At 59.8% G+C, this 21771-nt stretch carries 23 protein-coding genes (1 of these 23 only partly in view); 13 read left to right on the top strand and 10 right to left on the bottom strand.

The window, feature by feature from the left end; translation table 11 throughout:
- Positions 1 to 83: 83 nt before the first annotated feature.
- The 4 genes from AB4O16_RS13685 to trpE all read left to right on the top strand — a co-directional run bounded on the left by AB4O16_RS13685 (position 84) and on the right by trpE (position 4354).
- The gene (locus tag AB4O16_RS13685; protein ID WP_460157908.1) at positions 84 to 1232 is read left to right on the top strand and encodes an iron-containing alcohol dehydrogenase; all 1149 of its coding nucleotides are present in this window, start codon (positions 84 to 86) and stop codon (positions 1230 to 1232) included.
- A gap of 80 nt (positions 1233 to 1312) precedes the next feature.
- On the top strand, positions 1313 to 1987 hold the full coding sequence (gene rpe / locus AB4O16_RS13680) for a ribulose-phosphate 3-epimerase (protein ID WP_053162900.1): 675 nt from the start codon (positions 1313 to 1315) through the stop codon (positions 1985 to 1987).
- Positions 1984 to 2802, top strand: a complete 819-nt coding sequence (locus AB4O16_RS13675) for a phosphoglycolate phosphatase (protein WP_460157907.1) — start codon at positions 1984 to 1986, stop codon at positions 2800 to 2802. The genes rpe and AB4O16_RS13675 overlap by 4 nt, the downstream gene beginning before the upstream one ends.
- A gap of 70 nt (positions 2803 to 2872) precedes the next feature.
- Positions 2873 to 4354 (top strand): anthranilate synthase component I, encoded by a 1482-nt coding sequence (gene trpE, locus AB4O16_RS13670; protein ID WP_460157906.1) that lies wholly within the window; start codon positions 2873 to 2875, stop codon positions 4352 to 4354.
- Positions 4355 to 4460: 106 nt separating this feature from the next.
- Here the strand turns inward: trpE and estP are convergent, their stop codons facing one another.
- Entirely contained in the window at positions 4461 to 6371 is a 1911-nt protein-coding gene (gene estP / locus AB4O16_RS13665; RefSeq protein ID WP_160388388.1) for an esterase EstP, read from the bottom strand.
- Positions 6372 to 6779: 408 nt separating this feature from the next.
- Between estP and AB4O16_RS13660 the strand changes: the two genes are divergently transcribed.
- From AB4O16_RS13660 to AB4O16_RS13645, 4 genes are all read left to right on the top strand, one after another.
- Positions 6780 to 7373 (top strand): aminodeoxychorismate/anthranilate synthase component II, encoded by a 594-nt coding sequence (locus tag AB4O16_RS13660; RefSeq protein WP_085727855.1) that lies wholly within the window; start codon positions 6780 to 6782, stop codon positions 7371 to 7373.
- 9 nt (positions 7374 to 7382) lie between these two features.
- A complete protein-coding gene (trpD, locus tag AB4O16_RS13655) occupies positions 7383 to 8432 on the top strand; it encodes an anthranilate phosphoribosyltransferase (protein WP_460157905.1) in 1050 nt (349 codons plus the stop codon).
- Complete coding sequence (trpC, locus tag AB4O16_RS13650) at positions 8429 to 9265, top strand: indole-3-glycerol phosphate synthase TrpC (RefSeq protein WP_460157904.1); 837 nt, start codon at positions 8429 to 8431, stop codon at positions 9263 to 9265. Before trpD ends, trpC begins: the two co-directional genes overlap by 4 nt.
- Before the next feature lie 99 nt (positions 9266 to 9364).
- Positions 9365 to 10066 (top strand): lipoate--protein ligase family protein, encoded by a 702-nt coding sequence (locus AB4O16_RS13645; protein ID WP_460157903.1) that lies wholly within the window; start codon positions 9365 to 9367, stop codon positions 10064 to 10066.
- Between the two features lie 10 nt (positions 10067 to 10076).
- On the opposite strand, the gene crp is transcribed toward AB4O16_RS13645, so the two are convergent.
- Entirely contained in the window at positions 10077 to 10721 is a 645-nt protein-coding gene (gene crp / locus AB4O16_RS13640; RefSeq protein WP_150719237.1) for a cAMP-activated global transcriptional regulator CRP, read from the bottom strand.
- A gap of 228 nt (positions 10722 to 10949) precedes the next feature.
- On the opposite strand from crp, the gene AB4O16_RS13635 reads away from it, so the two are divergent.
- The gene (locus AB4O16_RS13635; RefSeq protein WP_008061600.1) at positions 10950 to 11372 is read left to right on the top strand and encodes an OsmC family protein; all 423 of its coding nucleotides are present in this window, start codon (positions 10950 to 10952) and stop codon (positions 11370 to 11372) included.
- A gap of 239 nt (positions 11373 to 11611) precedes the next feature.
- Positions 11612 to 12406: an adenosylmethionine decarboxylase gene (gene speD / locus AB4O16_RS13630; RefSeq protein ID WP_160388384.1), complete on the top strand. Its 795-nt coding sequence runs from the start codon at positions 11612 to 11614 to the stop codon at positions 12404 to 12406.
- A gap of 110 nt (positions 12407 to 12516) precedes the next feature.
- Here speD and coq7 read toward each other — a convergent pair whose 3' ends face one another.
- The 6 genes from coq7 to hemJ form a co-directional block, all read right to left on the bottom strand.
- A complete protein-coding gene (coq7, locus tag AB4O16_RS13625; protein WP_160388383.1) occupies positions 12517 to 13164 on the bottom strand; it encodes a 2-polyprenyl-3-methyl-6-methoxy-1,4-benzoquinone monooxygenase in 648 nt (215 codons plus the stop codon).
- Positions 13165 to 13312: 148 nt separating this feature from the next.
- Positions 13313 to 13651, bottom strand: a complete 339-nt coding sequence (locus AB4O16_RS13620; protein ID WP_008027110.1) for a histidine triad nucleotide-binding protein — start codon at positions 13649 to 13651, stop codon at positions 13313 to 13315.
- 80 nt (positions 13652 to 13731) lie between these two features.
- Positions 13732 to 14520, bottom strand: a complete 789-nt coding sequence (locus tag AB4O16_RS13615) for an SDR family NAD(P)-dependent oxidoreductase (protein ID WP_460157902.1) — start codon at positions 14518 to 14520, stop codon at positions 13732 to 13734.
- Positions 14521 to 14581: 61 nt separating this feature from the next.
- Positions 14582 to 15547, bottom strand: coding sequence for a DUF805 domain-containing protein (locus tag AB4O16_RS13610; protein WP_460157901.1), 966 nt, complete (start codon positions 15545 to 15547; stop codon positions 14582 to 14584).
- An 89-nt stretch (positions 15548 to 15636) separates the two neighbouring features.
- Complete coding sequence (locus AB4O16_RS13605; protein WP_160388380.1) at positions 15637 to 16605, bottom strand: NAD(P)H-dependent flavin oxidoreductase; 969 nt, start codon at positions 16603 to 16605, stop codon at positions 15637 to 15639.
- Positions 16606 to 16638: 33 nt separating this feature from the next.
- A complete protein-coding gene (hemJ, locus tag AB4O16_RS13600) occupies positions 16639 to 17067 on the bottom strand; it encodes a protoporphyrinogen oxidase HemJ (protein WP_460157900.1) in 429 nt (142 codons plus the stop codon).
- 135 nt (positions 17068 to 17202) lie between these two features.
- Between hemJ and argC the strand changes: the two genes are divergently transcribed.
- Entirely contained in the window at positions 17203 to 18237 is a 1035-nt protein-coding gene (gene argC, locus AB4O16_RS13595; protein WP_160388378.1) for an N-acetyl-gamma-glutamyl-phosphate reductase, read from the top strand.
- Between the two features lie 167 nt (positions 18238 to 18404).
- Positions 18405 to 18755, top strand: coding sequence for an iron-sulfur cluster insertion protein ErpA (gene erpA, locus AB4O16_RS13590; protein WP_027617200.1), 351 nt, complete (start codon positions 18405 to 18407; stop codon positions 18753 to 18755).
- A gap of 68 nt (positions 18756 to 18823) precedes the next feature.
- Here the strand turns inward: erpA and AB4O16_RS13585 are convergent, their stop codons facing one another.
- Positions 18824 to 19915 carry an anhydro-N-acetylmuramic acid kinase gene (locus AB4O16_RS13585; protein WP_460157899.1) on the bottom strand — a complete coding sequence of 364 codons (1092 nt, stop codon included), beginning with the start codon at positions 19913 to 19915 and terminating at the stop codon, positions 18824 to 18826.
- A gap of 2 nt (positions 19916 to 19917) precedes the next feature.
- Entirely contained in the window at positions 19918 to 21348 is a 1431-nt protein-coding gene (locus tag AB4O16_RS13580; RefSeq protein ID WP_460157898.1) for a peptidoglycan DD-metalloendopeptidase family protein, read from the bottom strand.
- 211 nt (positions 21349 to 21559) lie between these two features.
- On the opposite strand from AB4O16_RS13580, the gene tyrS reads away from it, so the two are divergent.
- Positions 21560 to 21771: the 5' portion of a tyrosine--tRNA ligase gene (gene tyrS / locus AB4O16_RS13575; RefSeq protein WP_460158059.1), read on the top strand. Its footprint extends 988 nt past the window's final position; only the first 212 of its 1200 coding nucleotides appear in the window; the start codon lies at positions 21560 to 21562; its stop codon lies off the right edge, out of view.

Below are 21771 nucleotides of genomic sequence, written 5' to 3'. Positions count from 1 at the left end.
TCATTCATGGCCTGAATGGCAGACAAACCCCAATCCCCAGCTACTATTGTGCCCAGCTCCCCTACCTATAAGAGGCTGCGCACATGAGTCTTTCCTCTTTCAAAATCGCTCACAAACTGATCACCGGCGCAGGTGCCATCGAGCAACTGTCCGCCGAGCTGGCGCGTCTGGACATCGATAACCCGTTGATCGTTACCGATGCCGCTTTAGTGAAATCCGGCACGGTGGAACTGGCGCTGGCGCAACTGGGCGAACGCAGCTACGAGATTTTCGACCGGGTCCTGCCGGACCCGGAAATCGCCATCGTCGAAGATTGCATGCAGGTGTACCGCGACGGCGGACATGACGGCTTGATCGGTCTGGGCGGTGGCAGTGCCATCGACATTGCCAAGAGCGTGGCAGCCTACGCCGGGTACCACGGCGCGCTGGAGGACTTGTTCGGTATCGATCAGGTGCCGCGCAAAGGCCCGCCGCTGATCGCCATCCCGACCACCGCCGGCACTGGGTCGGAAGTGACCAACGTTGCCATCCTTTCCGACAAGGTTGCGCAACTGAAGAAGGGCATCGTCAGCGACTATCTATTGCCGGACGTGGCGCTGGTCAGTCCGCAGATGACCCTGACCTGCCCGCGAGGCGTCACGGCGGCCAGCGGCGTCGATGCGCTGGTGCATGCCATCGAGTCCTATCTGTCGGTCAACGCGTCGCCGATTACCGATGCCCTGGCCATCGGCGCCATCAAGCTGATCGCCAAGGCCCTGCCCAAGGCTTACGCCAACCCGTCGAACCTGCAAGCCCGCGAAGACATGGCCACCGCCAGCCTGATGGCCGGCATGGCGTTCGGCAATGCCGGGGTCGGCGCGGTGCATGCGCTGGCGTATCCATTGGGCGGGCGCTTCAACATCGCCCATGGCGTCAGCAATGCCTTGCTACTGCCCTATGTCATGACTTGGAACAAGATGGCCTGCATCGAACGCATGCAGGATATTGCCGAGGCCATGGGAGTGAAGACCGCCCATCTGAGTGTCAACGAAGCGGCCGACAAAGCCGTGGAGGCCATGAGCGAGTTGTGCGCGGCGGTGGAAATCCCGTCCGGCCTGCGCAGCTTCGGAGTGCCGGAGGACGCCATTCCTGCCATGGCCGTGGAAGCCGCGGGCATTGAGCGCTTGATGCGCAACAATCCGCGCAAATTGAGCGCGATCGATATCGAGAAGATCTACCGCGCTGCCTACTGATCATCGCGCTCACGGTGCGCGCGTCAAAGCATGAGGTATACAATGCGCGCCATCGTGATTCTGCTCAGAAAAGGTGCGTCATGCAGCCCTTCGTAATTGCTCCGTCGATTCTCTCCGCCGACTTCGCCCGCCTGGGCGAAGAAGTGGACAACGTCCTGGCCGCCGGCGCCGACTTCGTGCACTTCGATGTCATGGACAACCACTATGTACCGAACCTGACCATCGGCCCGATGGTCTGCGCGGCATTGCGCAAGTACGGCGTGACCGCGCCGATCGACGCGCACCTGATGGTCAGCCCGGTGGATCGTATCGTCGGTGACTTCATCGAAGCCGGCGCGACCTACATCACCTTCCACCCGGAAGCCACCCAGCACGTCGACCGTTCCCTGCAACTGATCCGCGAAGGCGGCTGCAAGTCGGGCCTGGTGTTCAATCCGGCGACCCCGCTGGACGTGCTCAAGTACGTGATGGACAAGGTCGACATGATCCTGCTGATGAGCGTCAACCCGGGCTTCGGCGGGCAGAAGTTCATCCCCGGCACCCTCGACAAGCTGCGCGAAGCGCGGGCGTTGATCGATGCTTCGGGCCGTGACATTCGCCTGGAAATCGACGGCGGTGTGAACGTGAACAACATTCGTGAAATCGCTGCGGCTGGCGCTGACACCTTCGTCGCCGGCTCGGCCATCTTCAATGCGCCGAACTATCAGGAAGTCATCGACAAGATGCGTTCCGAACTGGCGCTGGCTCGCCCATGAGTGGCTTTGAGCAGCTGTTCCCGGGGCAACTGCCACGGCTGGTGATGTTCGATCTGGACGGTACCTTGATCGATTCGGTCCCGGACCTGGCAGTGGCTGTGGACAAGATGCTGCTCAACCTCGGTCGCCAACCTGCCGGCCTGGAAGCTGTGCGCGAATGGGTCGGCAATGGCGCGCCGGTACTGGTGCGTCGTGCGCTGGCTGGCGCTATCGATCATTCGGCGGTCGATGACGTCGAGGCCGAACGGGCGCTGGAGTATTTCATGCAGGCTTATGGCGAGAGCCATGAGTTGACCGTGGTTTACCCCGGCGTGCGCGACACCCTCAGATGGCTGAAAAAACAGGGTGTCGAGATGGCACTGATCACCAACAAACCGGAGCGTTTCGTCGCACCGTTGCTGGATCAGATGAAAATCGGTCGTTATTTCCGCTGGATCATCGGCGGCGACACCCTGCCACAGAAAAAACCCGATCCGGCCGCGCTGTTTTTCGTGATGAAGATGGCCAACATTCCGGCTTCGCAATCGTTGTTCGTGGGTGATTCGCGCAGCGATGTGCTGGCGGCGAAAGCGGCGGGGGTCAAGTGCGTGGCCCTGAGCTACGGCTATAACCACGGCCGGCCGATCGCCGAAGAGTCGCCGGCGCTGGTGATCGACGACCTGCGCAAACTAATTCCCGGTTGCCTGGATCCGGCCGCTGAGATAACGTTGGCCGACGCTGTCCAACCCCCTTCTGGAAACGCCATCGTGGTGGTCACTCGCAAACTCTGGATGAAAGTCATCAAGGCCCTGGCCCGCTGGCGTTGGCGCGCCTGACTTGATCCTGGCCGGTTACCCGGCGCGTTTGCATACCTGACTGTTCGACCCTCAAGCCACGAGGCACCTCATGATCCGCGAAGAATTCCTGCGTTTGGCCGCTGCCGGCTACAACCGCATCCCGCTTGCCTGTGAAACCCTGGCTGACTTCGACACGCCGCTGTCGATCTACCTGAAGCTGGCTGACGAGCCCAATTCCTACTTGCTGGAGTCCGTACAGGGCGGCGAGAAGTGGGGCCGTTACTCGATCATCGGCCTGCCGTGCCGCACCGTGATGCGGGTTCACGACCATCACGTCAGCGTGACCGTCGACGGTGTCGAGACCGAAAGCCATGACGTGGAAGACCCGCTGGCCTTCGTCGAAGCCTTCAAGGCTCGCTACAACGTGCCGACCATTGCCGGCCTGCCACGTTTCAACGGCGGCCTGGTGGGTTATTTCGGTTATGACTGCGTGCGTTATGTGGAGAAGCGTCTGGGCAAGTGCCCGAATCCGGATCCGCTGGGCGTGCCGGACATCCTGCTGATGGTCTCCGACGCTGTCGTGGTGTTCGACAACCTCGCCGGCAAGATGCATGCAATCGTCCTGGCCGACCCAGCGCAGGAAGATGCTTTCGAGCAAGGTCGCGCGCGCCTGGAAGAGCTGCTGGAAAAACTGCGTCAGCCGATCACCCCGCGCCGTGGCCTGGACTTCAGCAAGCAGCAAGCGGCTGACCCGGTGTTCCGTTCCAGCTTCACCCAAAGCGATTACGAAAAAGCCGTCGACACCATCAAGGAATACATCCTGGCCGGTGACTGCATGCAGGTCGTGCCGTCCCAGCGCATGTCGATCGACTTCAAGGCTGCGCCGATCGATCTGTACCGGGCGCTGCGCTGCTTCAACCCGACGCCCTACATGTACTTCTTCAACTTCGGCGACTTCCACGTTGTCGGCAGTTCGCCGGAAGTGCTGGTGCGGGTCGAAGACAACCTGATCACCGTGCGCCCGATTGCCGGCACCCGTCCGCGGGGCGCCAGCGAAGAGGCTGACCTGGCGCTGGAAAAAGACCTGCTGTCGGACGACAAGGAAATCGCCGAGCACCTGATGCTGATCGACCTCGGTCGCAACGACACGGGTCGCGTCTCGGAAATCGGTTCGGTGAAGCTCACCGAGAAAATGGTCATCGAGCGTTACTCCAACGTGATGCACATCGTGTCCAACGTCACCGGGCAATTGAAGGCCGGGCTGACGGCGATGGACGCACTGCGAGCGATTCTGCCGGCGGGCACCTTGTCCGGTGCGCCGAAGATTCGCGCGATGGAAATCATCGACGAGCTGGAGCCGGTCAAGCGTGGCGTCTACGGTGGCGCGGTCGGTTACTTCGCCTGGAACGGCAACATGGACACCGCCATTGCGATCCGCACGGCGGTGATCAAGAACGGCGAACTGCATGTGCAGGCCGGTGGCGGCATCGTCGCCGACTCGGTGCCGGCACTGGAATGGGAAGAAACCCTGAACAAGCGCCGCGCGATGTTCCGCGCCGTTGCTCTGGCGGAACAGACCCCGGAAAGCTGAGCTGACCACAAGTCCTGTGGGAGCGAGCAAGCTCGCTCCCACAATGATCTCATCGCCAAAAAAACGCGGCGCCTGTGAGGGCGCCGCGTTTTTTATTGCCTGCACATCAGAAGTCCAGCGCAACCCCTACGTTGATGCCCTGTTGGGTGAAGTCGTCGTCCTTGCGGATGTTATAGCTGGCGCGCAATGCCAGGTCGCGGGTGAGGTTGTGGCTCACCCCCAGGTTCACGCGTTGCAAGTGGCTTTGCGGGGTGTAGCCTTCCAGTGTGAACTGGTTGTTCGGCAAGGTGTTGAGGTTGATGCCCACGTCCTGGGTATCGTCGTTGTACTCACGCTCGATTGCCGCCTCGCCGAACACCTGGGTTTGCGGGGTGATCTGGTACTTGCCCTGCAGGCCAGCGCCCAGGCGACGGGAAATCACCTCCTGGTCGGCAAAGGTCAGCGCCGTGGAGTTGTTGCCGTCCTCCGAGTAGCCGTCGACTTTCGCCTTGGAGAAATCAGCGCTGATAAACGGCGACACATGCCAAGGGCTGCTGGCTTGTTGGGCAATGTCGTAACCCAGGCGAGCGCTGAAGGCCTCGACGTAGCCACTGGTATCGCCTTTTTCACCGCGTTCGTTGACGCCCAACTGGAACTTGCGCTTGAGGCTGTCGTAATCCAGATGCCCGGCCGTCAACGCCAGGTCAGCCCAGACACGGTTTTGCTGGTATTGAGCGAATGCCGTGCCCAGGTAGGTGTTGAGCTTGTAGTCGGAGTCGTTGCTGCCGGCCTCGAGTTTCTGGTTATAGAAACCGGCCGCCAAGCCGACGCGCCAGGCATCATCGATACGGTAGCTGCCACCGATGTTCAGGTTGGCTCCGTTGCCGTCGGCACTGACCGCGCTGTCCTGACTGTCAAAGTCCTGGTGCTGTCCGCCGCCGCTAACAATGGCTCGCCATTGACCGACACCCTGCCAGTTTTCCCAATCGGCCAGCCACTGGTTGCGCAGTTCATCCTGATGCGCGCGCACGGTGCCCTGGGCCATTTCTGGCAGCAGGGTCAGCTCCCATGGTGCTGCCAACAGGGAATACGCGTAGTCGGCAATCAGGCGCTGCCCGGCTTCGGTGGGATGCACCGAGTCGTTGTAGATCAGCTTGGTCGGGTCCGGCGTGGCGCTGTTGATGCCGTAGCGGGCATTCTCGGTGCAACCGTTGCCGCTGAAACAGGTGGCGATGAGGTTCTGGTCGGTGGCCAGGCCAAACTGCGCGGGGTTGGCGAACGTCTCCTTGAGCAGTACCGGAATGTTGAGCGGGATGATTTCGGCATTGATGTTTTGCAGCCGGCTCACCAGTTCAGTGTTGAACTGGGCGCTGAGCTGGGACGTGAAGGCCTGCAGCGGGGTGCCGTTGAACGCCGGGGTAAAGCCGATATCGGGCAGCAACCAGACCATGACGTATTTGGCGCCGGCGGTTTGCAGCGTCTGCACGCTGTCGGCCAGTCGGTCGGCGGCGGCACTGGCTTGGGGCAGGCTGGTGACGCGACCTTGCAGGAAGTCGTTACCGCCACCTGACAGGTAATACAGCGCGTTCGGGTCGGCGCGGAAGTTGTTCGATGGAAGATAGCCGGCCCGAGTGCGTTCGCCAGTGGCGGACGTGCTGGTGATCGAATCCAGAATCTGATCGGTGCGGTAACCGCCGACGGCCCAGTTATTGCCGTCGGGCTGGCCGTTGTTGGCGCGCACGGCCGAAGAGGATGACGCGGTCTGGTCCGCCGAGTAACCCAGTTTTCCGCCCAGTATCTGCGTGGAGTTGAGCGAGCGGACTTCACCGCTGCCATCCAGGTATACCGGCCCCGTCCGGTTGGTATAGCGCTGCGTCGCCCCCGCAGGCCCGCCGGTGTCGGCAAAGGTCCCGGCGTCGTTGAGGCTGTCCCCGAAGACCACAAAGTTAGTGTAAGGATTGGGCGCGGCGTTCGCCTGGGCGCAAGCCATCGCGAGCAAGCATCCTGCGAGCGGTACAAACAACGACTGTTTGATCATGAGCAAGTCCGTTTATTTATTGTTTTAGTGAACGAAACGACAGTACCAAAAACTTTCGGCCTTTTGCCATCTGTCGCGAAGCCTTTAATAGTTTCGCAGGCAGTACCCCCGGCGATATTGCACGCTCTGCCCAGCTAAGTTACTGTGCCGGGACGTATGAACGAGACCTTCCCCGTGTTGATCATCAGTAAACTCCTGGATCAAGTCATCAAGGCACACGCCCGCTGGCGTTGGCGCGCCTGAATTCTTTTGCCGGCCTCGCCGGACCTGTACCGCTTCGCCTTCTTTACCCGTTTGAAATGCCGCTTTGCTGGCGCTACTCCGGCACCTGACAAAGCGCAGCGCTCTGCGGGTCAATCATTCGAAGGCCATCTTCAAAGTCAGTGAATTCAAGAGGTTCTAAACGCCATGTTGCTGATGATCGATAACTACGACTCCTTTACCTACAACGTTGTGCAGTACCTGGGCGAGCTTGGCTCCGAGGTCAAGGTCGTGCGCAACGATGAATTGACCATCGCTGAGATCGAAGCCCTCAACCCTGAGCGCATCGTTGTGTCCCCCGGTCCTTGCACGCCGACCGAAGCCGGCATCTCGATTGAAGCGATCAAGCATTTCGCCGGCAAGCTGCCGATTCTTGGCGTCTGCCTCGGTCACCAGTCCATCGGCCAAGCCTTTGGCGGTGATGTGGTGCGCGCCCGTCAAGTGATGCACGGTAAGACTAGCCCGGTATTTCACGAGGACAAGGGTGTGTTCGCAGGCCTGAATCGTCCGCTGACGGTGACCCGCTATCATTCATTGATCGTCAAGCGCGAAACCCTGCCCGATTGCCTGGAGCTGACGGCCTGGACCCAGCTCGAAGACGGCTCGGTCGACGAGATCATGGGCCTGCGCCACAAGACCCTGAACATCGAGGGCGTGCAGTTCCACCCTGAGTCGATCCTCACCGAGCAGGGCCACGAACTGTTCGCCAACTTCCTCAAACAAACCGGCGGCACGCGCTAAGGACTCATCATGAACATCAAGACAGCCCTGGGCCGTATCGTCGAACAGCTCGACCTCAGCACCGAAGAAATGCGCGACGTGATGCGCGAAATCATGACCGGGCAATGCACTGACGCGCAGATTGGCGCGTTCATGATGGCTATGCGCATGAAGAGCGAAAGCATTGACGAGATCGTCGGCGCGGTGTCGGTGATGCGCGAGCTGGCGGACAAGGTCGAGCTCAAGACCCTCGACGGCGTGGTCGATGTGGTTGGCACCGGCGGCGATGGCGCCAATATCTTCAACGTGTCGACCGCTTCCGCTTTCGTGGTTGCGGCGGCCGGTTGTACGGTCGCCAAACACGGCAACCGTGCGGTGTCGGGCAAGAGCGGCAGCGCCGATCTGCTGGAGGCGGCCGGCATCTACCTGAACCTGACGCCGGTGCAAGTGGCGCGTTGCATCGACAACGTTGGTATTGGTTTCATGTTTGCCCAGACCCATCACTCTGCGATGAAATACGCCGCTGGCCCGCGTCGTGATCTGGGCTTGCGCACCTTGTTCAACATGCTCGGCCCGCTTACGAATCCGGCCGGTGTGAAGCATCAGGTGGTAGGCGTTTTCACCCAGGCCCTGTGCCGGCCGCTGGCGGAAGTGTTGCAACGTCTGGGCAGCAAGCATGTGCTGGTGGTGCATTCGAAGGATGGCCTGGACGAATTCAGCCTGGCGGCACCGACCTTCGTGGCGGAGCTGAAAAACGACCAGATCACCGAGTATTGGGTCGAACCGGAAGACCTGGGCATGAAGAGCCAGAGCCTGCATGGCCTGGCGGTGGATAGCCCGGCGGAGTCCCTGGAGTTGATTCGCGATGCCCTGGGCAAGCGCAAGACCGAGAACGGTCAGAAAGCGGCCGAGATGATCATGCTCAATGCCGGTGCCGCACTGTACGCCGCCGACCATGCCAGCAGTTTGAAAGAGGGAGTCGCACTTGCGCACGATGCGCTGCACACCGGTCTCGCTCGGGAGAAGCTCGAGGAACTGGGTGCGTTTACCGCGGTATTCAAAGTGGAGAATGAGGGATGAGTGTACCGACGGTTCTGGAAAAGATTCTGGCGCGCAAGGTCGAGGAAGTGGCTGAGCGCAGCGCTCGTGTCAGCCTCGCCGAGCTGGAAGGTCTGGCCAAGGCGGCCGATGCACCCCGTGGTTTTGCCAATGCCTTGCTGGCTCAGGCCAAGCTGAAGCAGCCGGCGGTCATTGCCGAAATCAAGAAAGCCTCGCCGAGCAAAGGCGTGATCCGCGAGAACTTCGTTCCCGCCGATATCGCCAGAAGCTACGAGAAGGGCGGGGCGACCTGCCTGTCGGTGCTCACCGACATCGACTATTTCCAGGGTGCCGATGCCTACCTGCAGCAGGCCCGCGCGGCGTGCCAGCTGCCGGTTATCCGCAAGGACTTCATGATCGATCCGTACCAGATCGTCGAAGCCCGAGCCCTGGGCGCCGATTGCGTGCTGTTGATCGTATCCGCGCTGGATGACGTGAAAATGGCCGAACTGGCGGCCGTGGCCAAAAGCGTCAACCTCGACGTGCTGGTGGAAGTTCACGACGGTGACGAGCTGGAGCGGGCCTTGAAAACCCTCGACACTCCGCTGGTGGGTGTGAACAACCGCAACCTGCACACCTTCGAAGTCAGCCTGGAAACCACCTTGGATCTGCTGCCGCGTATTCCGCGTGATCGTCTGGTCATCACCGAGAGCGGCATTCTCAACCGCGCCGATGTCGAACTGATGGAAATCAGCGAAGTCTATGCGTTCCTGGTCGGTGAGGCGTTCATGCGCGCCGAAAGCCCGGGCACCGAGTTGCAGCGTCTGTTCTTCCCCGAGCGCGGTCTGCCTGTCAGCGGCTCAACTCTCGACTGACCCCCGCCATTGCAGGCAACCCGATTCCCTGTGGGAGCGGGCTTGCCCGCGATGAGGCCCTCAAATTCCCTAAAGACCTCATGTCTGCCGGAGTCGCCTATGTCGTTGCCCACCTCCATGACCATCGAAGCCGGCCTGCAAGCCGAGCAGGATTTGCTGGCGTCGGTCTGTGCCGGCAATGGGGAGTTCGGTCTGTTGTTCTGGCAGCCGAGCGATCAGGCATTGGTGATGCCGCGTCGTTTGAATCGATTACCAGGCTTCGAAGCCGCCTGTGAGGTCTCGGCGGCAGCGGGTTGGCCCGTGTTGTTGCGCGATACCGGTGGCGAGCCGGTACCGCAATCGGCCACCACGATCAACATCGCACTGGTTTATGCGCCTCCCCGCAGCGAAGGGGATCTGAATCGCATCGAATCCGGTTATCGTCGTCTGTGCGACCCGATTTGCCAGTTGCTGGATGAACTGGGCGGTACTTCGTCCCTGGGTGAAATCGAAGGCGCATTCTGTGACGGTCGCTTCAACGTCAATCTCGATGGACGCAAGATGGTCGGTACCGCCCAGCGCTGGCGCCAGAGTCAGGGTGGGCAGCGTCCGGTGGGGCTGGTACATGGCGCGATGCTGGTGGATAACGAGCGGGAATCGATGGTCGCAGCGGTCAATGTTTTCAACGAGGCCTGCGGCCTGGAACAACGAGTACGCGCCGAAAGCCACATTGCGCTGCATGAGAAGTTCGCCGCGCCCCATGCGCTGGCACGTCTCGACGAACTCTACCGGTTGATGCTGGCGCAGATGTTCAGCAGCTAGGTTTTCGAGCTTATCGCGTACCGAAGACCACCATGGTCTTGCCTTTGACGTCCACCAGGTTGCGCTCTTCCAGATCCTTGAGCACACGACCGACCATCTCCCGGGAACAACCGACAATCCGCCCGATTTCCTGACGGGTCACCTTGATCTGCATCCCGTCGGGGTGAGTCATGGCGTCTGGCTGTTTGCACAGCTCCAGCAGGCAGCGAGCAACACGGCCGGTCACGTCAAAAAATGCCAGGTCACCCACCTTGCGCGTGGTATTGCGCAGGCGCTGTGCGATTTGTCCGCTGAGGACGTAAAGAATATCCGGATCCTGCTGAGACAACTCGCGGAATTTTGCGTAGCTGATTTCCGCAACTTCACATTCGACCTTGGCCCGCACCCAGGCGCTGCGCTCCTGTTCCAGGCCGGCTTGCTCAAACAGGCCGAGCTCACCGAAAAAGTCCCCGGCGTTCAGGTAGGAGATGATCATTTCCCGTCCGTCGTCATCCTCGATCAGGATGGTGACTGAGCCTTTGATGATGAAGAACAGCGTTTCCGAGCGGTCGCCGGCACAAATGATGTTGCTCTTGGCCTGATAGCGGCGGCGCTGGCAATGCATCAACAGCTTGTCGAGGTTTTTGATCCTGGGGGTGGGGGCAATAGCAACCATGGTTGTATCCCGAAAAGACTGCACGGTGTGTTTGGTTTTTATGAATAGCGAAAGCTGGAGTGAAGCTGGCCATGCGCCATTGGATTGGCGTCAGCTTACCAGACACTTCCTGAAATATTCGAGCATTTACCTACAGGGTCGTAGGATATGTCCCAGGACGCCGGGCGCTGTCAATCACGGGGGCTGTGCTAAGCTGGCGACCCTTTTTTATACAGTGGAGTCTTGGCGATGAAGGCACGCATCCAATGGGCTGGCGAAGCCATGTTCCTCGGCGAATCCGGTAGCGGTCATGTCGTGGTCATGGACGGTCCGCCCGATGCCGGCGGACGTAACCTGGGTGTCCGGCCGATGGAAATGCTGCTGCTGGGTGTCGGCGGTTGCAGCAATTTCGACGTGGTCAGCATCCTCAAGAAATCCCGCCAGGCGGTCGAGAGCTGCGAAGCCTTCCTTGAAGCCGAGCGAGCGACCGAAGATCCAAAGGTGTTCACCAAGATCCACATGCACTTCGTGGTCAAGGGCCGTGGCTTGAAAGAAGCCCAGGTCAAGCGTGCTATCGAGCTGTCCGCCGAGAAGTATTGCTCGGCCTCGATCATGCTGGGCGCGGCCGGTGTCGAGATTACCCACGACTACGAAATCATCGAGCTCGGTTGAATCGACATTCAACTATCATAAAAGCAGTGCAGACTCTGGCGATCCCTTGCTGACGTCTGCATAATGCGCCACTTTTTTCAGGGTAGTGGCCTGTCAGCCGACAGGCCTCGCACCCGAACAGACAACCAAAATCGCCATCGCGAAGAGGTGTTAACCGTCCTACGCAGGTGCGTTGTTCGCATCTGACGGGCATGCTTGATCACGCGGCCGGGCCGCAAACACATAGAGAGTTTTTAACGGTGAAAAGCAAACTCAAGCTCCACGGGTTCAATAACCTGACAAAGACCTTGAGCTTCAACATCTATGACATCTGCTACGCGGAAACCCCGCAAGACCAACAGGCCTACGTCGAGTACATCAATAAAGAGTACAACGCCAAGCGCCTGACGCAGATCCTCACGGAAGTTGTCGATATCATTGGTGCCAACATCCTGAACATTGCCAGTCAGGACTATGAGCCACAGGGCGCCAGCGTCACGATTCTGATCTCGGAAGAGCCGGTGACCCCGACTGAAAGCCAGATCGAAGAATCCCCGGGCCCATTGCCCGAAATCATCCTGGCCCACCTCGACAAGAGCCACATCACGGTGCACACCTACCCGGAAATCCATCCGGACGACGGTATTGCGACCTTCCGTGTGGATATCGACGTGTCGACTTGCGGGGTCATTTCACCGCTTAAAGCGCTCAACTTCCTGATTCACCAGTTCGATTCGGACATCGTGACCGTGGACTACCGTGTGCGCGGCTTCACCCGTGACGTTGAAGGTAAAAAGCACTTCATCGATCATGAGATCAACTCGATCCAGAACTACCTCTCCGAAGACACCCGCGACGCGTACCAGATGACCGACGTGAACGTGTACCAGGAAAACCTGTTCCACACCAAGATGCTGCTGAAGAACTTCGAACTGGATAACTACCTGTTCGGTGACGCCACCAGCAACCTGTCTTCTGAGCAACGCGCCCAGGTGACCGATCGTGTGAAACACGAAATGCTCGAGATCTTCTACGCGCGCAACATGCCGAACTAAGAACCGCGAGCACAAAAAAAGGCGACTTCGGTCGCCTTTTTCATGTCTGCCGCAAATCCCCTGTGGGAGCGGGCTTGCCCGCGAAGAGGCCCTGTCTGACTGCGCAAAAGTCAGATGCGATAAGTACTCTTGGTCATCACCTTGGCCATCAAACTCATCCCGAATTTCACTGGCGCCGGAAACCGGAACCCGCCGGCCTCCAGTGCGCTTTCGGCATGCTGTTCTTCATCGATACGCATCTGCTCGAGAATCGCCCGGGACTTCTCATCCTCGGCCGGCAGTTGTTCCAGGTGTTCGTTCAGGTGTTTGCAGACCTGATCTTCCGTCGCCGCCACGAACCCCAGGCTGACTTTGTCGCTGATCAGGCCGGCCACTGCGCCGATCCCGAACGACATGCCATAAAACAGCGGGTTGAGGATGCTGGTGTGGCTGCCCAACTGGTGAATGCGCTGTTCGCACCAGACCAGGTGATCGACTTCTTCTTCGGCGGCATGCTCCATGGCGGCACGCACTTGCGGCAGCTTGGCCGTCAGCGCCTGACCCTGATACAGGGCCTGGGCGCAGACTTCGCCGGTATGGTTGATGCGCATCAGGCCGGCAACGTGGCGCGTGTCTTCGTCGCTCATCTTCACGTCGGGCTGCACAATGGCAGGCGACGGGCGGTACGGCTGGCCGCTGAAGGGCAGCAGGGTGCGCATCGCGGCATCGGCTTGCAGCAGCAGGCGGTCAATCGGCGAGTAGTGACGTTGGGTAGTCATGCTGACCTCCGGGGGGAATTTCGGCGGCCAGTTTAACCCAATCGGCCGGGGAAGGTTTGCGCTGGGTCATTGTGATGCAGGTGTGATGACAATGCTGTGATGCCCCAATGGGAGCGACGCTGCGCCGTTCCCAACGGGTTTGCTGCAATCAGCCCGGCGGCCAGTGCATCTGGCGCTGACCCAGCACGTGCATATGAATGTGGTAGACGGTTTGCCCGCCTTCTTCATTGCAGTTCATGACCACGCGGAAGCCTTTTTCGCAGCCCAGTTCCAGTGCCAGGCGCTGGGCGGTGAATAGAATGTGTCCGGCCAGTGCCTTGTCGTCCTCGGTCAGGTCGTTCAAGGTGCGAACCGGTTTCTTCGGGATCACCAGAAAATGTACCGGTGCCTGTGGGGCAATGTCGTGGAAGGCCAGTACCTGGTCGTCCTCGTAAATGATCTTCGCCGGGATTTCCCGGTTGATGATCTTGGTGAACAGAGTATCCACAGCTGTTTTCTCCGTTGTTTGGGCTGGCCTGAGTGTACTCATGGCTTATGCCAGCGCCCAGCCTTTTACCTTGAGTTGGATCAGCGCGGGCAGTAGGCCTTGTTGACCATGCCGGCGATTGTACGGGTCAGCCAGCGTGAGCCGAGCCTTGGCAGGAAGGCGAACCAGCGGTTGCGCCGCCCCGGAATGATGATCGCTTTATTCTTTTCCAGCGCGCGCACGGTATAGAGCGCCACTTCCTCGGGGCTCATCAATAGCTTGCTGCCGGTCAGCTTGTCGCTGTTGAGTTGGGCGGTACGGAAAAACGCCGTGCGGGTCGGCCCGGGGCAGAGTACGGAAACCTTGACCGCGCACTTTTTCAGCTCGACGCGCAATCCTTCGGAAAAGTGCAGCACATACGCCTTGCTGGCGTAATAGGTACTCATCCACGGCCCCGGTTGGAATGCCGCCACCGAGGCCACATTCAGAATCTGCCCGCCGCCTTGCAGGGCCATGCTGTTGCCGATGGCGTGGCACAGGCGGGTGAGGGCGAGGATGTTGACCTCGATCAGGTCCTGCTCGGTCATCCAGTCCTGTGCCAGAAACGGGCCGCATGTGCCGATGCCGGCGCAGTTGACCAGCAGATCGATCTGCCGGTCGCCTTCTTCCAGTTCCAGCAGGAAGCCGGACAGGCGCAGCGGCTCGCCCAGGTCACAGGCTCGGAACAACACTTCCACGCCGAACCTTTGGGTCAGTTCAATCGCAATGCTTTCCAGCTGATCACGTTGTCGGGCCACCAATATGAGGCTGCGGCCGCGGCGGGCCAGCGCTTCGGCCATTGCCAGGCCGATGCCGCTGGAGGCACCAGTGATCAGAGCGTAACGGGTCATGCAGTTCTCCATCGCAACAGCTCCGCGCCGCGACGCAGGTGTCACGGGCCAGGAGCGCTGTTCATTCTTTCGCAGAGTCTACAGGGGGGCGGGCCTCTTCGGCTGCATCGTCGGTGGAATTAGGCACCGGTTCGACTTCGACATCGATTTCATCGGTGATAACCGAACTGCTGTCGTAGCTGCTCTGGGCGGCGTTTTCGTATCCTTCGCGTATCGCCGTGAGACCGCCGGCCAGCGAGCCGAACAGAATCAGCGCGATAACGACCAGCCACAGCGAAGACAAAACCTTGACTGCGGCACTGTTCGGCGGAGGTGCTGGGCCGTAGCGGTTGGCAGTTTCGTTACCCGGTACGGCCATGATCACAAACGGAAAGAAGCTGCCAACAAACGGCACCAGGTTCAGCAACCATAGCCAGCCAGACCAGCCAGCATCGTGCAAACGTTGAACGGTGATCTGGATGCTGACGAAGGCAAATCCGACAAACAGGATAAAGGCCAGCAAGCTGCCCAATATCAGGCCGGCGGTCGAGTCCGCGCCGATGAGAGCCAGGGCGATCAAGGCAAACACCCCGCAAACAGTCATGAGTACGAGTGTCAGTACCAGCGTCCAGGCGAGATAACGCAAACGGCCGATACGGCCATCGAAACTGAATGGCTGGAGGGTGGCGAACTGCGCCACGGCTTCGCCGACGGGGGCGCGAGGCGGGGCGTAAGGGGACTGCGGATCTGCCGAGGTGGTTTGGCTGCTGGCCGGGGTATGGTCATGAACTTCGGCGAGGTTCAGCTCGATCGGCGTTTCGGCTTCGATGCGGGCGTCGATACCGGTTTTGCTCAGTGCCTGGAGATAGGTCTGGGCATCGGCTTGCGACAGGTTGCGTTTGAGTGCTACCGGGCGTCCGCTGAACAGGCGCTCGATAGCCGTGACATCGCTTTTGAACAGCTCGGCGAGATTGAGCTTTGCTGTGGTGCTATCGACACCCGGCAGCAAGCCTCCTTCGAAGACGATCTTGAAACGGTTTTCGCCCATGTGCGAGGCATCCTTGTCGCGAGAGGTTCAAAGAAGAATGTTGTGTCCGGGCCAGTGTAAGGCCAGTCGGGCAAGACTGGCCAAGCTTGTCAGCGCGGCCAGCGCTTGGGTAACTGGGCAGCATGCTCCAGGGCTTGGCGGTACTCCGCATCGAGACGAGCAATCAACTGCTCGACACTCGGCAAGTCCTCGATTTCTCCCACGCCCTGGCCGGCAGACCAAACGGTTTTCCAGGCCTTGGCTTCATCGCTTACAGGTTTGAGCTTGGAGCCGAAGTTGATCTCGCCCTTGCCTTGCAACGCCGCCATGTCGAAACCGGCGGCTTCCAGGCTCTGGCGCATGAAACTCGCAGGAACGCCTGACACGGCTGGAGTATGGATGATGTCTGCCGCTTTGGAGGTCAGCAGCATGTCTTTGTAGGCGTCGGGCGCGTGACTTTCGGTCGTGCCGATAAATCGAGTACCAAAGTAGGCCAGGTCCGCGCCTAGCAGTTGCGCGGCCAGAATTTCGTGGCCGTGGTTCAGGCAGCCGGCCAGTAATAAAGTCTTGTCGAAGAACTGGCGGATTTCGGCAATCAGCGAGAACGGGCTCCAGGTCCCGGCGTGGCCACCGGCGCCGGCGGCCACGGCGATCAAGCCATCGACACCGGCTTCGGCCGCTTTCTCGGCATGACGACGAGTTGTCACATCATGGAACACCAGGCCGCCGTAGCCATGAACCGCGTCGACCACTTCTTTCACGGCGCCGAGGCTGGTGATCACGATGGGCACCTTATGTTCGACGCAGATCTGCAAATCCGCCTGCAGGCGCGGATTGCTGTTGTGCACAATCAGGTTCACGGCGTAAGGCGCCGGGTTTTCCATTGTCGCCAGCCCGGCTTCGATTTCTTCCAGCCAGGCCTTGAAGCCGCTGCTTTCGCGTTGATTCAGCGCCGGGAAGCTGCCGACCACGCCCTGGCGGCAGCAGGCGAGTACCAATTGCGGGTTGGAAATCAGAAACATCGGCGCAGCCACCACGGGCAGACGCAAACGTTGTTCGAGCAAAGCGGGCAGCGACATTGGAAGTACCCCGGTGAGTTGTGCCTGTTGGGTTTAGAACGGCCGAACGACGACCAGAATTACGATTGCCAGCAATATCAGAACCGGTACCTCATTGAACCAGCGAAAAAAGACATGGCTGCGGGTGTTTTCGCCACGGGCAAAACGTTTTGCCTGCGCGCCGCACATGTGGTGGTAGCCGATCAGGAGCACGACCAAAGTCAGCTTGGCGTGTATCCAGCCACCCTGGCTGAAGATGCCTGGATTGAGGTAGACGAGCCAGCCGCCGAAGATCAGCGTAGCGATCATCGCCGGCCCCATGATGCCGCGGTACAGCTTGCGCTCCATGACGCTGAAGCGTTCCTTGCTGATCGTGTCTTCACTTTGTGCGTGATAAACGAACAGTCGTGGCAGGTAGAACAGGCCGGCAAACCAGCACACGACGCTGACGATATGAAACGCTTTGAGCCACAGATAGAGCATTTTTGGTTATTCCCCAATTCACGGTAGCCCGAATAGTAGAGGCTTGAGCGTCCGCACGTCACCTTGACGGTTGTCGCAGGGGCGCGCGGCCCCTATTATCGACGGCTTTCCAGTGGGTTCGTTGAGGGCAGGTTTATGGTCAAGGTCGGTATCGTCGGCGGCACGGGTTACACCGGTGTCGAATTGCTGCGTCTTTTGGCGCAACATCCGCAAGCTGAAGTGGTTGTCATCACTTCCCGATCCGAGGCTGGCCTGGCCGTGGCCGACATGTACCCGAACCTGCGAGGCCATTACGACGGCCTTGCGTTCAGCGTTCCGGACACCAAGACCCTCGGTGCCTGCGATGTGGTGTTTTTCGCCACGCCGCACGGTGTTGCCCATGCCCTGGCGGGCGAGCTGCTGGCGGCCGGGACCAAGGTCATCGACCTGTCGGCCGACTTCCGTCTGCAGGACGCGGATGAGTGGGCCAAGTGGTACGGCCAGCCACACGGCGCTCCGGAGTTGCTGGACGAGGCGGTCTACGGCCTGCCGGAAGTCAATCGCGAGCAAATCAAGAAAGCGCGCCTGATTGCCGTGCCGGGCTGCTACCCGACTGCAACGCAATTGGGTTTCCTGCCATTGCTCGAAGCCGGCCTGGCCGATGCTTCTCATCTGATTGCTGACTGCAAATCCGGTGTCAGCGGTGCCGGTCGCGGTGCTTCCGTAGGTTCGCTGTACTCCGAGACGTCGGAAAGCATGAAAGCCTATGCCGTCAAAGGTCACCGTCACCTGCCGGAAATTCGCCAAGGGTTGCGTCGTGCGGCAGGCAAGGACGTCGGCCTGACCTTCGTTCCACACCTGACGCCGATGATTCGCGGCATTCACTCGACGCTCTACGCCACTGTTGTTGATCGCTCGGTGGATCTGCAGGCGCTGTTTGAAAAGCGTTATGCCAACGAGCCGTTTGTCGATGTCATGCCGGCCGGCAGCCATCCGGAGACTCGTAGCGTACGGGGTGCCAACGTCTGCCGTATTGCGGTGCATCGCCCTCAGGATGGCGATCTGGTGGTTGTGCTGTCGGTGATCGATAACCTGGTCAAGGGCGCGTCAGGTCAGGCTGTGCAGAACATGAACATTCTGTTCGGGCTGGATGAGCGTCTGGGCCTGTCTCACGCTGGCATGTTGCCGTAAGGCTTTACCCCGCGCAGGAAAAGGCCCGTCTGACGGGCCTTTTTGCATTTCAGGCCGGCGATTCGATTGGCTGATATACCATAACAATAGTTGACCGCTTTTCTAGGAGAAGCGGATAATGCGCGTCATCACGCAATATGACGGCGTAACGCCGGGAGATAGTCAGCATGAGCGTCGAATCCTTCACCCCCACGGCTTTGCAATTCACCCACGGTGCCGCGCACAAGGTGAAGAGCCTGGTCGATGAAGAGGGGAATGATCGCTTGAAGCTGCGCGTATTCGTTACGGGCGGCGGTTGTTCAGGTTTTCAGTACGGCTTTACCTTCGATGAAGAAGTGGCCGATGACGATACCATTGTCGAGCGCGAAGGTGTGAGTCTGGTGGTCGATCCGATGAGCTACCAGTATCTGGCAGGTGCCGAAGTGGACTACCAGGAAGGTCTGGAAGGTTCGCGCTTCGTCATCAAGAACCCGAATGCGACCACCACTTGTGGCTGCGGTTCTTCGTTCTCTATCTGATCAACGCACCGGTTTCACAAAACGCCGCAGGGCCTCAGGGTCTTGCGGCGTTTTGCTGTGTGGAGGATTTACGCGGGGTAGATGGCGCCGAGTACGCGCAAGCCACGAGCGCCGGTAACGCTTGGACGGTTGGCCGCGATGCCTTCGAGGCAGCAATGAGCCAGCCACGCAAAGGCCATGGCTTCAACCCAGTCGGGGTCTACGCCGTAAGTGGCGGTGCTGCCGACACTGGCGTTTGGCAGCAGGTTGGCCAGGCGATTCATCAACGTGGAGTTATGGGCACCTCCGCCACAGACCAGCAGTTGTTGCGTATCTGCCTGGGCGCTTTGCAGTGATTCGACGATGGTCAACGCGGTCAGTTCAAGCAGCGTCGCCTGAACATCTTCGGCAGTGAAGGCTGGCAGGTTCGCCAGATGCTGTGTCAGCCATGGCAGGTTGAACACTTCCCGGCCGGTGCTCTTCGGGCCTTTGGTCACAAAGAACGGATCACTGAGCAGCGCAGTAAGCAGCATCGGTTGAACCTTGCCACTGGCAGCCCATTGGCCGTCACGGTCAAAGTGGTCGCCGCGTTGCTGATGAATCCAGGCGTCCAGCAGCACGTTGCCCGGGCCGCAGTCGAAACCGGCAACCGGCTTGCCGGGCTCGATAAGGCTGAGATTGCTGAAGCCGCCAACGTTAAGCACTGCGCGATTGCCCGCCTGCTCTTCAAAAAGGGCTTCGTGAAAGGCCGGAACCAGTGGTGCGCCTTGGCCGCCGGCAGCGACGTCGCGGCTGCGGAAATCGCTGACCACGGTGATGCTGGTCAGCTCCGTCAGCAGGGCCGGGTTGCCGATTTGCACGGTGAAACCACGAGCCGGTTCGTGGCGTATGGTCTGGCCATGGCTGCCGATCGCGCGTATGTCGTCAGGTTTCAGTTGCTGCTGGGCGAGGAGGGCATGAATCCCTTGGGCTGCCAGTTTCACCCAGTTCTGCTGGGCGATGGCGGAGCGGGCAATTTCGTCCGGGCCGCTGGCGCACAAGCCGAGAAGCTCGGCGCGCAGGGTGTCGGGCATCGGGATGTAGTGGGAGGCGATCAACCTGATCGCCGGGGCTTGCTCGATCAATGCGATGTCCAGGCCATCCAGGCTGGTCCCGGACATCACACCTATATAGAGCGCCATGCTTAACGCTTGCTCGAAGCCAGCAGAGTGGCTTTTTCCTGTTCCATGCGCGCCATCAGCGGCTGGCTTTGGGCCAGGAAGCGTGCGCGCTCAGCCTTGGCGATCGGATCGGCCATTGGCAGTTTCTGGCCCAGCGGGTCGACGTGCACACCATTGACCTGGAACTCGTAGTGCAAGTGCGGGCCGGTGGAGAGGCCGGTGGTGCCGATGTAGCCAATCACCTGGCCCTGTTTCACCGTGCCGCCAGTCTTCACGCCTTTGGCGAAACCTTGCATGTGGCCGTACAGCGTGGTGTAGGTATTGCCGTGCTGGAGGATCACGGTGTTGCCGTAGCCGCCACGACGACCGGCCAGCAGGACCTTGCCATCACCGGCGGCCTTGATCGGCGTGCCCCGTGGTGCGGCGTAGTCGACGCCTTTGTGGGCGCGGATCTTGTTCAGGATCGGGTGTTTGCGCCCCATGGAAAATTTCGAGCTGATGCGGGCGAAGTCCACCGGTGTACGGATGAACGCCTTGCGCATGCTGTTGCCGTCGGCGGTGTAGTAGCTGCTGTTGCCTTGTTTGTTGGTGTAGCGCACGGCGGTGTAGGTCTTGCCGCGGTTGGTAAAGCGCGCCGACAGGATCGGGCCGTTGCCGACAGCCTTGCCGTTGACCACCTTTTGTTCGTAGATCACGTCGAACTCGTCGCCCTGGCGAATATCCTGGGCGAAGTCGACGTCGTAGCCAAACACGCTGGCCATGTCCATGGTCAGGCTGTGAGACAGGCCCGCGCGGGCCGCGGACTGCGACAGCGAACTGTTGATCACGCCGTGAACGTAAGCGGAGCGCACGGTCGGTTTCGCAGTGATGCGGTTGAACGTGTAGCCCTTGTCGTTCTTGGTCAGGCTGATGCTTTCGAGGTCGCTGAGCTTGCTGTGCAAGTTGGTCAGCTGTCCCTCGGGGCTCAGTTCAAATTCGAGTTTTTGCCCGTGCTTGAGCTGGCTGAACTGCTTGGCCTGCTTGTCGCTGGCCAGTATTTCATGCACGGCGGTGGCAGGCAGGCCGACTTTCCCGAACAGCGTAGAAAGGGTGTCGCCCTTGGCCACGATCACTTCCCTGTGGCTTGCCGGTTTCTTTTCTTCTACCGCCGGTACTGGTGCTGGTACCGGCTCGGCTTGAGCGGTTTCCTGAGTGTCCTCGGCACTGTTGTCGATCTGTGCGAAGGGAGATGTTGCCGGTTCATTTGTGGCTTGAGCGGCTTCGGCAGCGTCTTGATCTTGTGTCAGTTGTTCAGCAGGACTTTCCAGTTCAAGACTGAGGGTCGTCTTTTTGGCTTCAACATCGCTGGAAGGGAATACCAGGAGCGCCAGGCTGAGAAGGGCGGCGATGCCACTTGCTGCGAGCAAGTGGGTTTTCGGGTAAAGCGGCGGCGCTTTAGACGATTCTGTGGTCATAAGTGGTTTTGACTTTGAAAAAGATGAATTGGAAAAGATGAATGACATGATGAAGATGAAATAACTGTATAAAATATAACCAAATCATCTCTGAAGCAAGTCTGCAGACACCCTGTCTGCGGATTGGCGTCCGTGCGCCGGGCAAACCTTGTATTTGACGCGCGATCTTGTATGGTTGGTTCCCTTTGAATCTGAGCCTTGCGGGTCTGTTATGAAGTCGGTTGAAGAGCAGCTAGCGCTGATCAAACGTGGTGCGGAAGAACTGTTGGTCGAGTCCGAGCTGATTGAAAAGCTCAAGCGCGGCCAGCCGCTGCGTATTAAGGCGGGCTTCGATCCAACGGCTCCGGATCTGCATCTGGGTCACACCGTGCTTATTAATAAGCTGCGCCAGTTCCAGGAGCTGGGGCATCAGGTGATCTTCCT

Source organism: Pseudomonas sp. S2_H10 (genome assembly GCF_054668285.1).
Note: the sequence above shows the minus strand (reverse complement) of the source record. Positions and strands in the feature narration are given on the sequence as shown.

Coding starts and splice junctions, on each gene's coding strand:
- erpA (WP_027617200.1), top strand. CDS start 18,405: ATGAGCGTCGAATCCTTCACCCCCACGGCTTTGCAATTCACCCACGGT.
- AB4O16_RS13675 (WP_460157907.1), top strand. CDS start 1,984: ATGAGTGGCTTTGAGCAGCTGTTCCCGGGGCAACTGCCACGGCTGGTG.
- crp (WP_150719237.1), bottom strand. CDS start 10,721: ATGGTTGCTATTGCCCCCACCCCCAGGATCAAAAACCTCGACAAGCTG.
- rpe (WP_053162900.1), top strand. CDS start 1,313: ATGCAGCCCTTCGTAATTGCTCCGTCGATTCTCTCCGCCGACTTCGCC.
- trpE (WP_460157906.1), top strand. CDS start 2,873: ATGATCCGCGAAGAATTCCTGCGTTTGGCCGCTGCCGGCTACAACCGC.
- AB4O16_RS13645 (WP_460157903.1), top strand. CDS start 9,365: ATGTCGTTGCCCACCTCCATGACCATCGAAGCCGGCCTGCAAGCCGAG.
- trpC (WP_460157904.1), top strand. CDS start 8,429: ATGAGTGTACCGACGGTTCTGGAAAAGATTCTGGCGCGCAAGGTCGAG.
- AB4O16_RS13585 (WP_460157899.1), bottom strand. CDS start 19,915: ATGGCGCTCTATATAGGTGTGATGTCCGGGACCAGCCTGGATGGCCTG.
- AB4O16_RS13635 (WP_008061600.1), top strand. CDS start 10,950: ATGAAGGCACGCATCCAATGGGCTGGCGAAGCCATGTTCCTCGGCGAA.
- argC (WP_160388378.1), top strand. CDS start 17,203: ATGGTCAAGGTCGGTATCGTCGGCGGCACGGGTTACACCGGTGTCGAA.
- estP (WP_160388388.1), bottom strand. CDS start 6,371: ATGATCAAACAGTCGTTGTTTGTACCGCTCGCAGGATGCTTGCTCGCG.
- hemJ (WP_460157900.1), bottom strand. CDS start 17,067: ATGCTCTATCTGTGGCTCAAAGCGTTTCATATCGTCAGCGTCGTGTGC.
- AB4O16_RS13605 (WP_160388380.1), bottom strand. CDS start 16,605: ATGTCGCTGCCCGCTTTGCTCGAACAACGTTTGCGTCTGCCCGTGGTG.
- coq7 (WP_160388383.1), bottom strand. CDS start 13,164: ATGACTACCCAACGTCACTACTCGCCGATTGACCGCCTGCTGCTGCAA.
- AB4O16_RS13660 (WP_085727855.1), top strand. CDS start 6,780: ATGTTGCTGATGATCGATAACTACGACTCCTTTACCTACAACGTTGTG.
- AB4O16_RS13610 (WP_460157901.1), bottom strand. CDS start 15,547: ATGGGCGAAAACCGTTTCAAGATCGTCTTCGAAGGAGGCTTGCTGCCG.
- AB4O16_RS13685 (WP_460157908.1), top strand. CDS start 84: ATGAGTCTTTCCTCTTTCAAAATCGCTCACAAACTGATCACCGGCGCA.
- AB4O16_RS13615 (WP_460157902.1), bottom strand. CDS start 14,520: ATGACCCGTTACGCTCTGATCACTGGTGCCTCCAGCGGCATCGGCCTG.
- trpD (WP_460157905.1), top strand. CDS start 7,383: ATGAACATCAAGACAGCCCTGGGCCGTATCGTCGAACAGCTCGACCTC.
- AB4O16_RS13580 (WP_460157898.1), bottom strand. CDS start 21,348: ATGACCACAGAATCGTCTAAAGCGCCGCCGCTTTACCCGAAAACCCAC.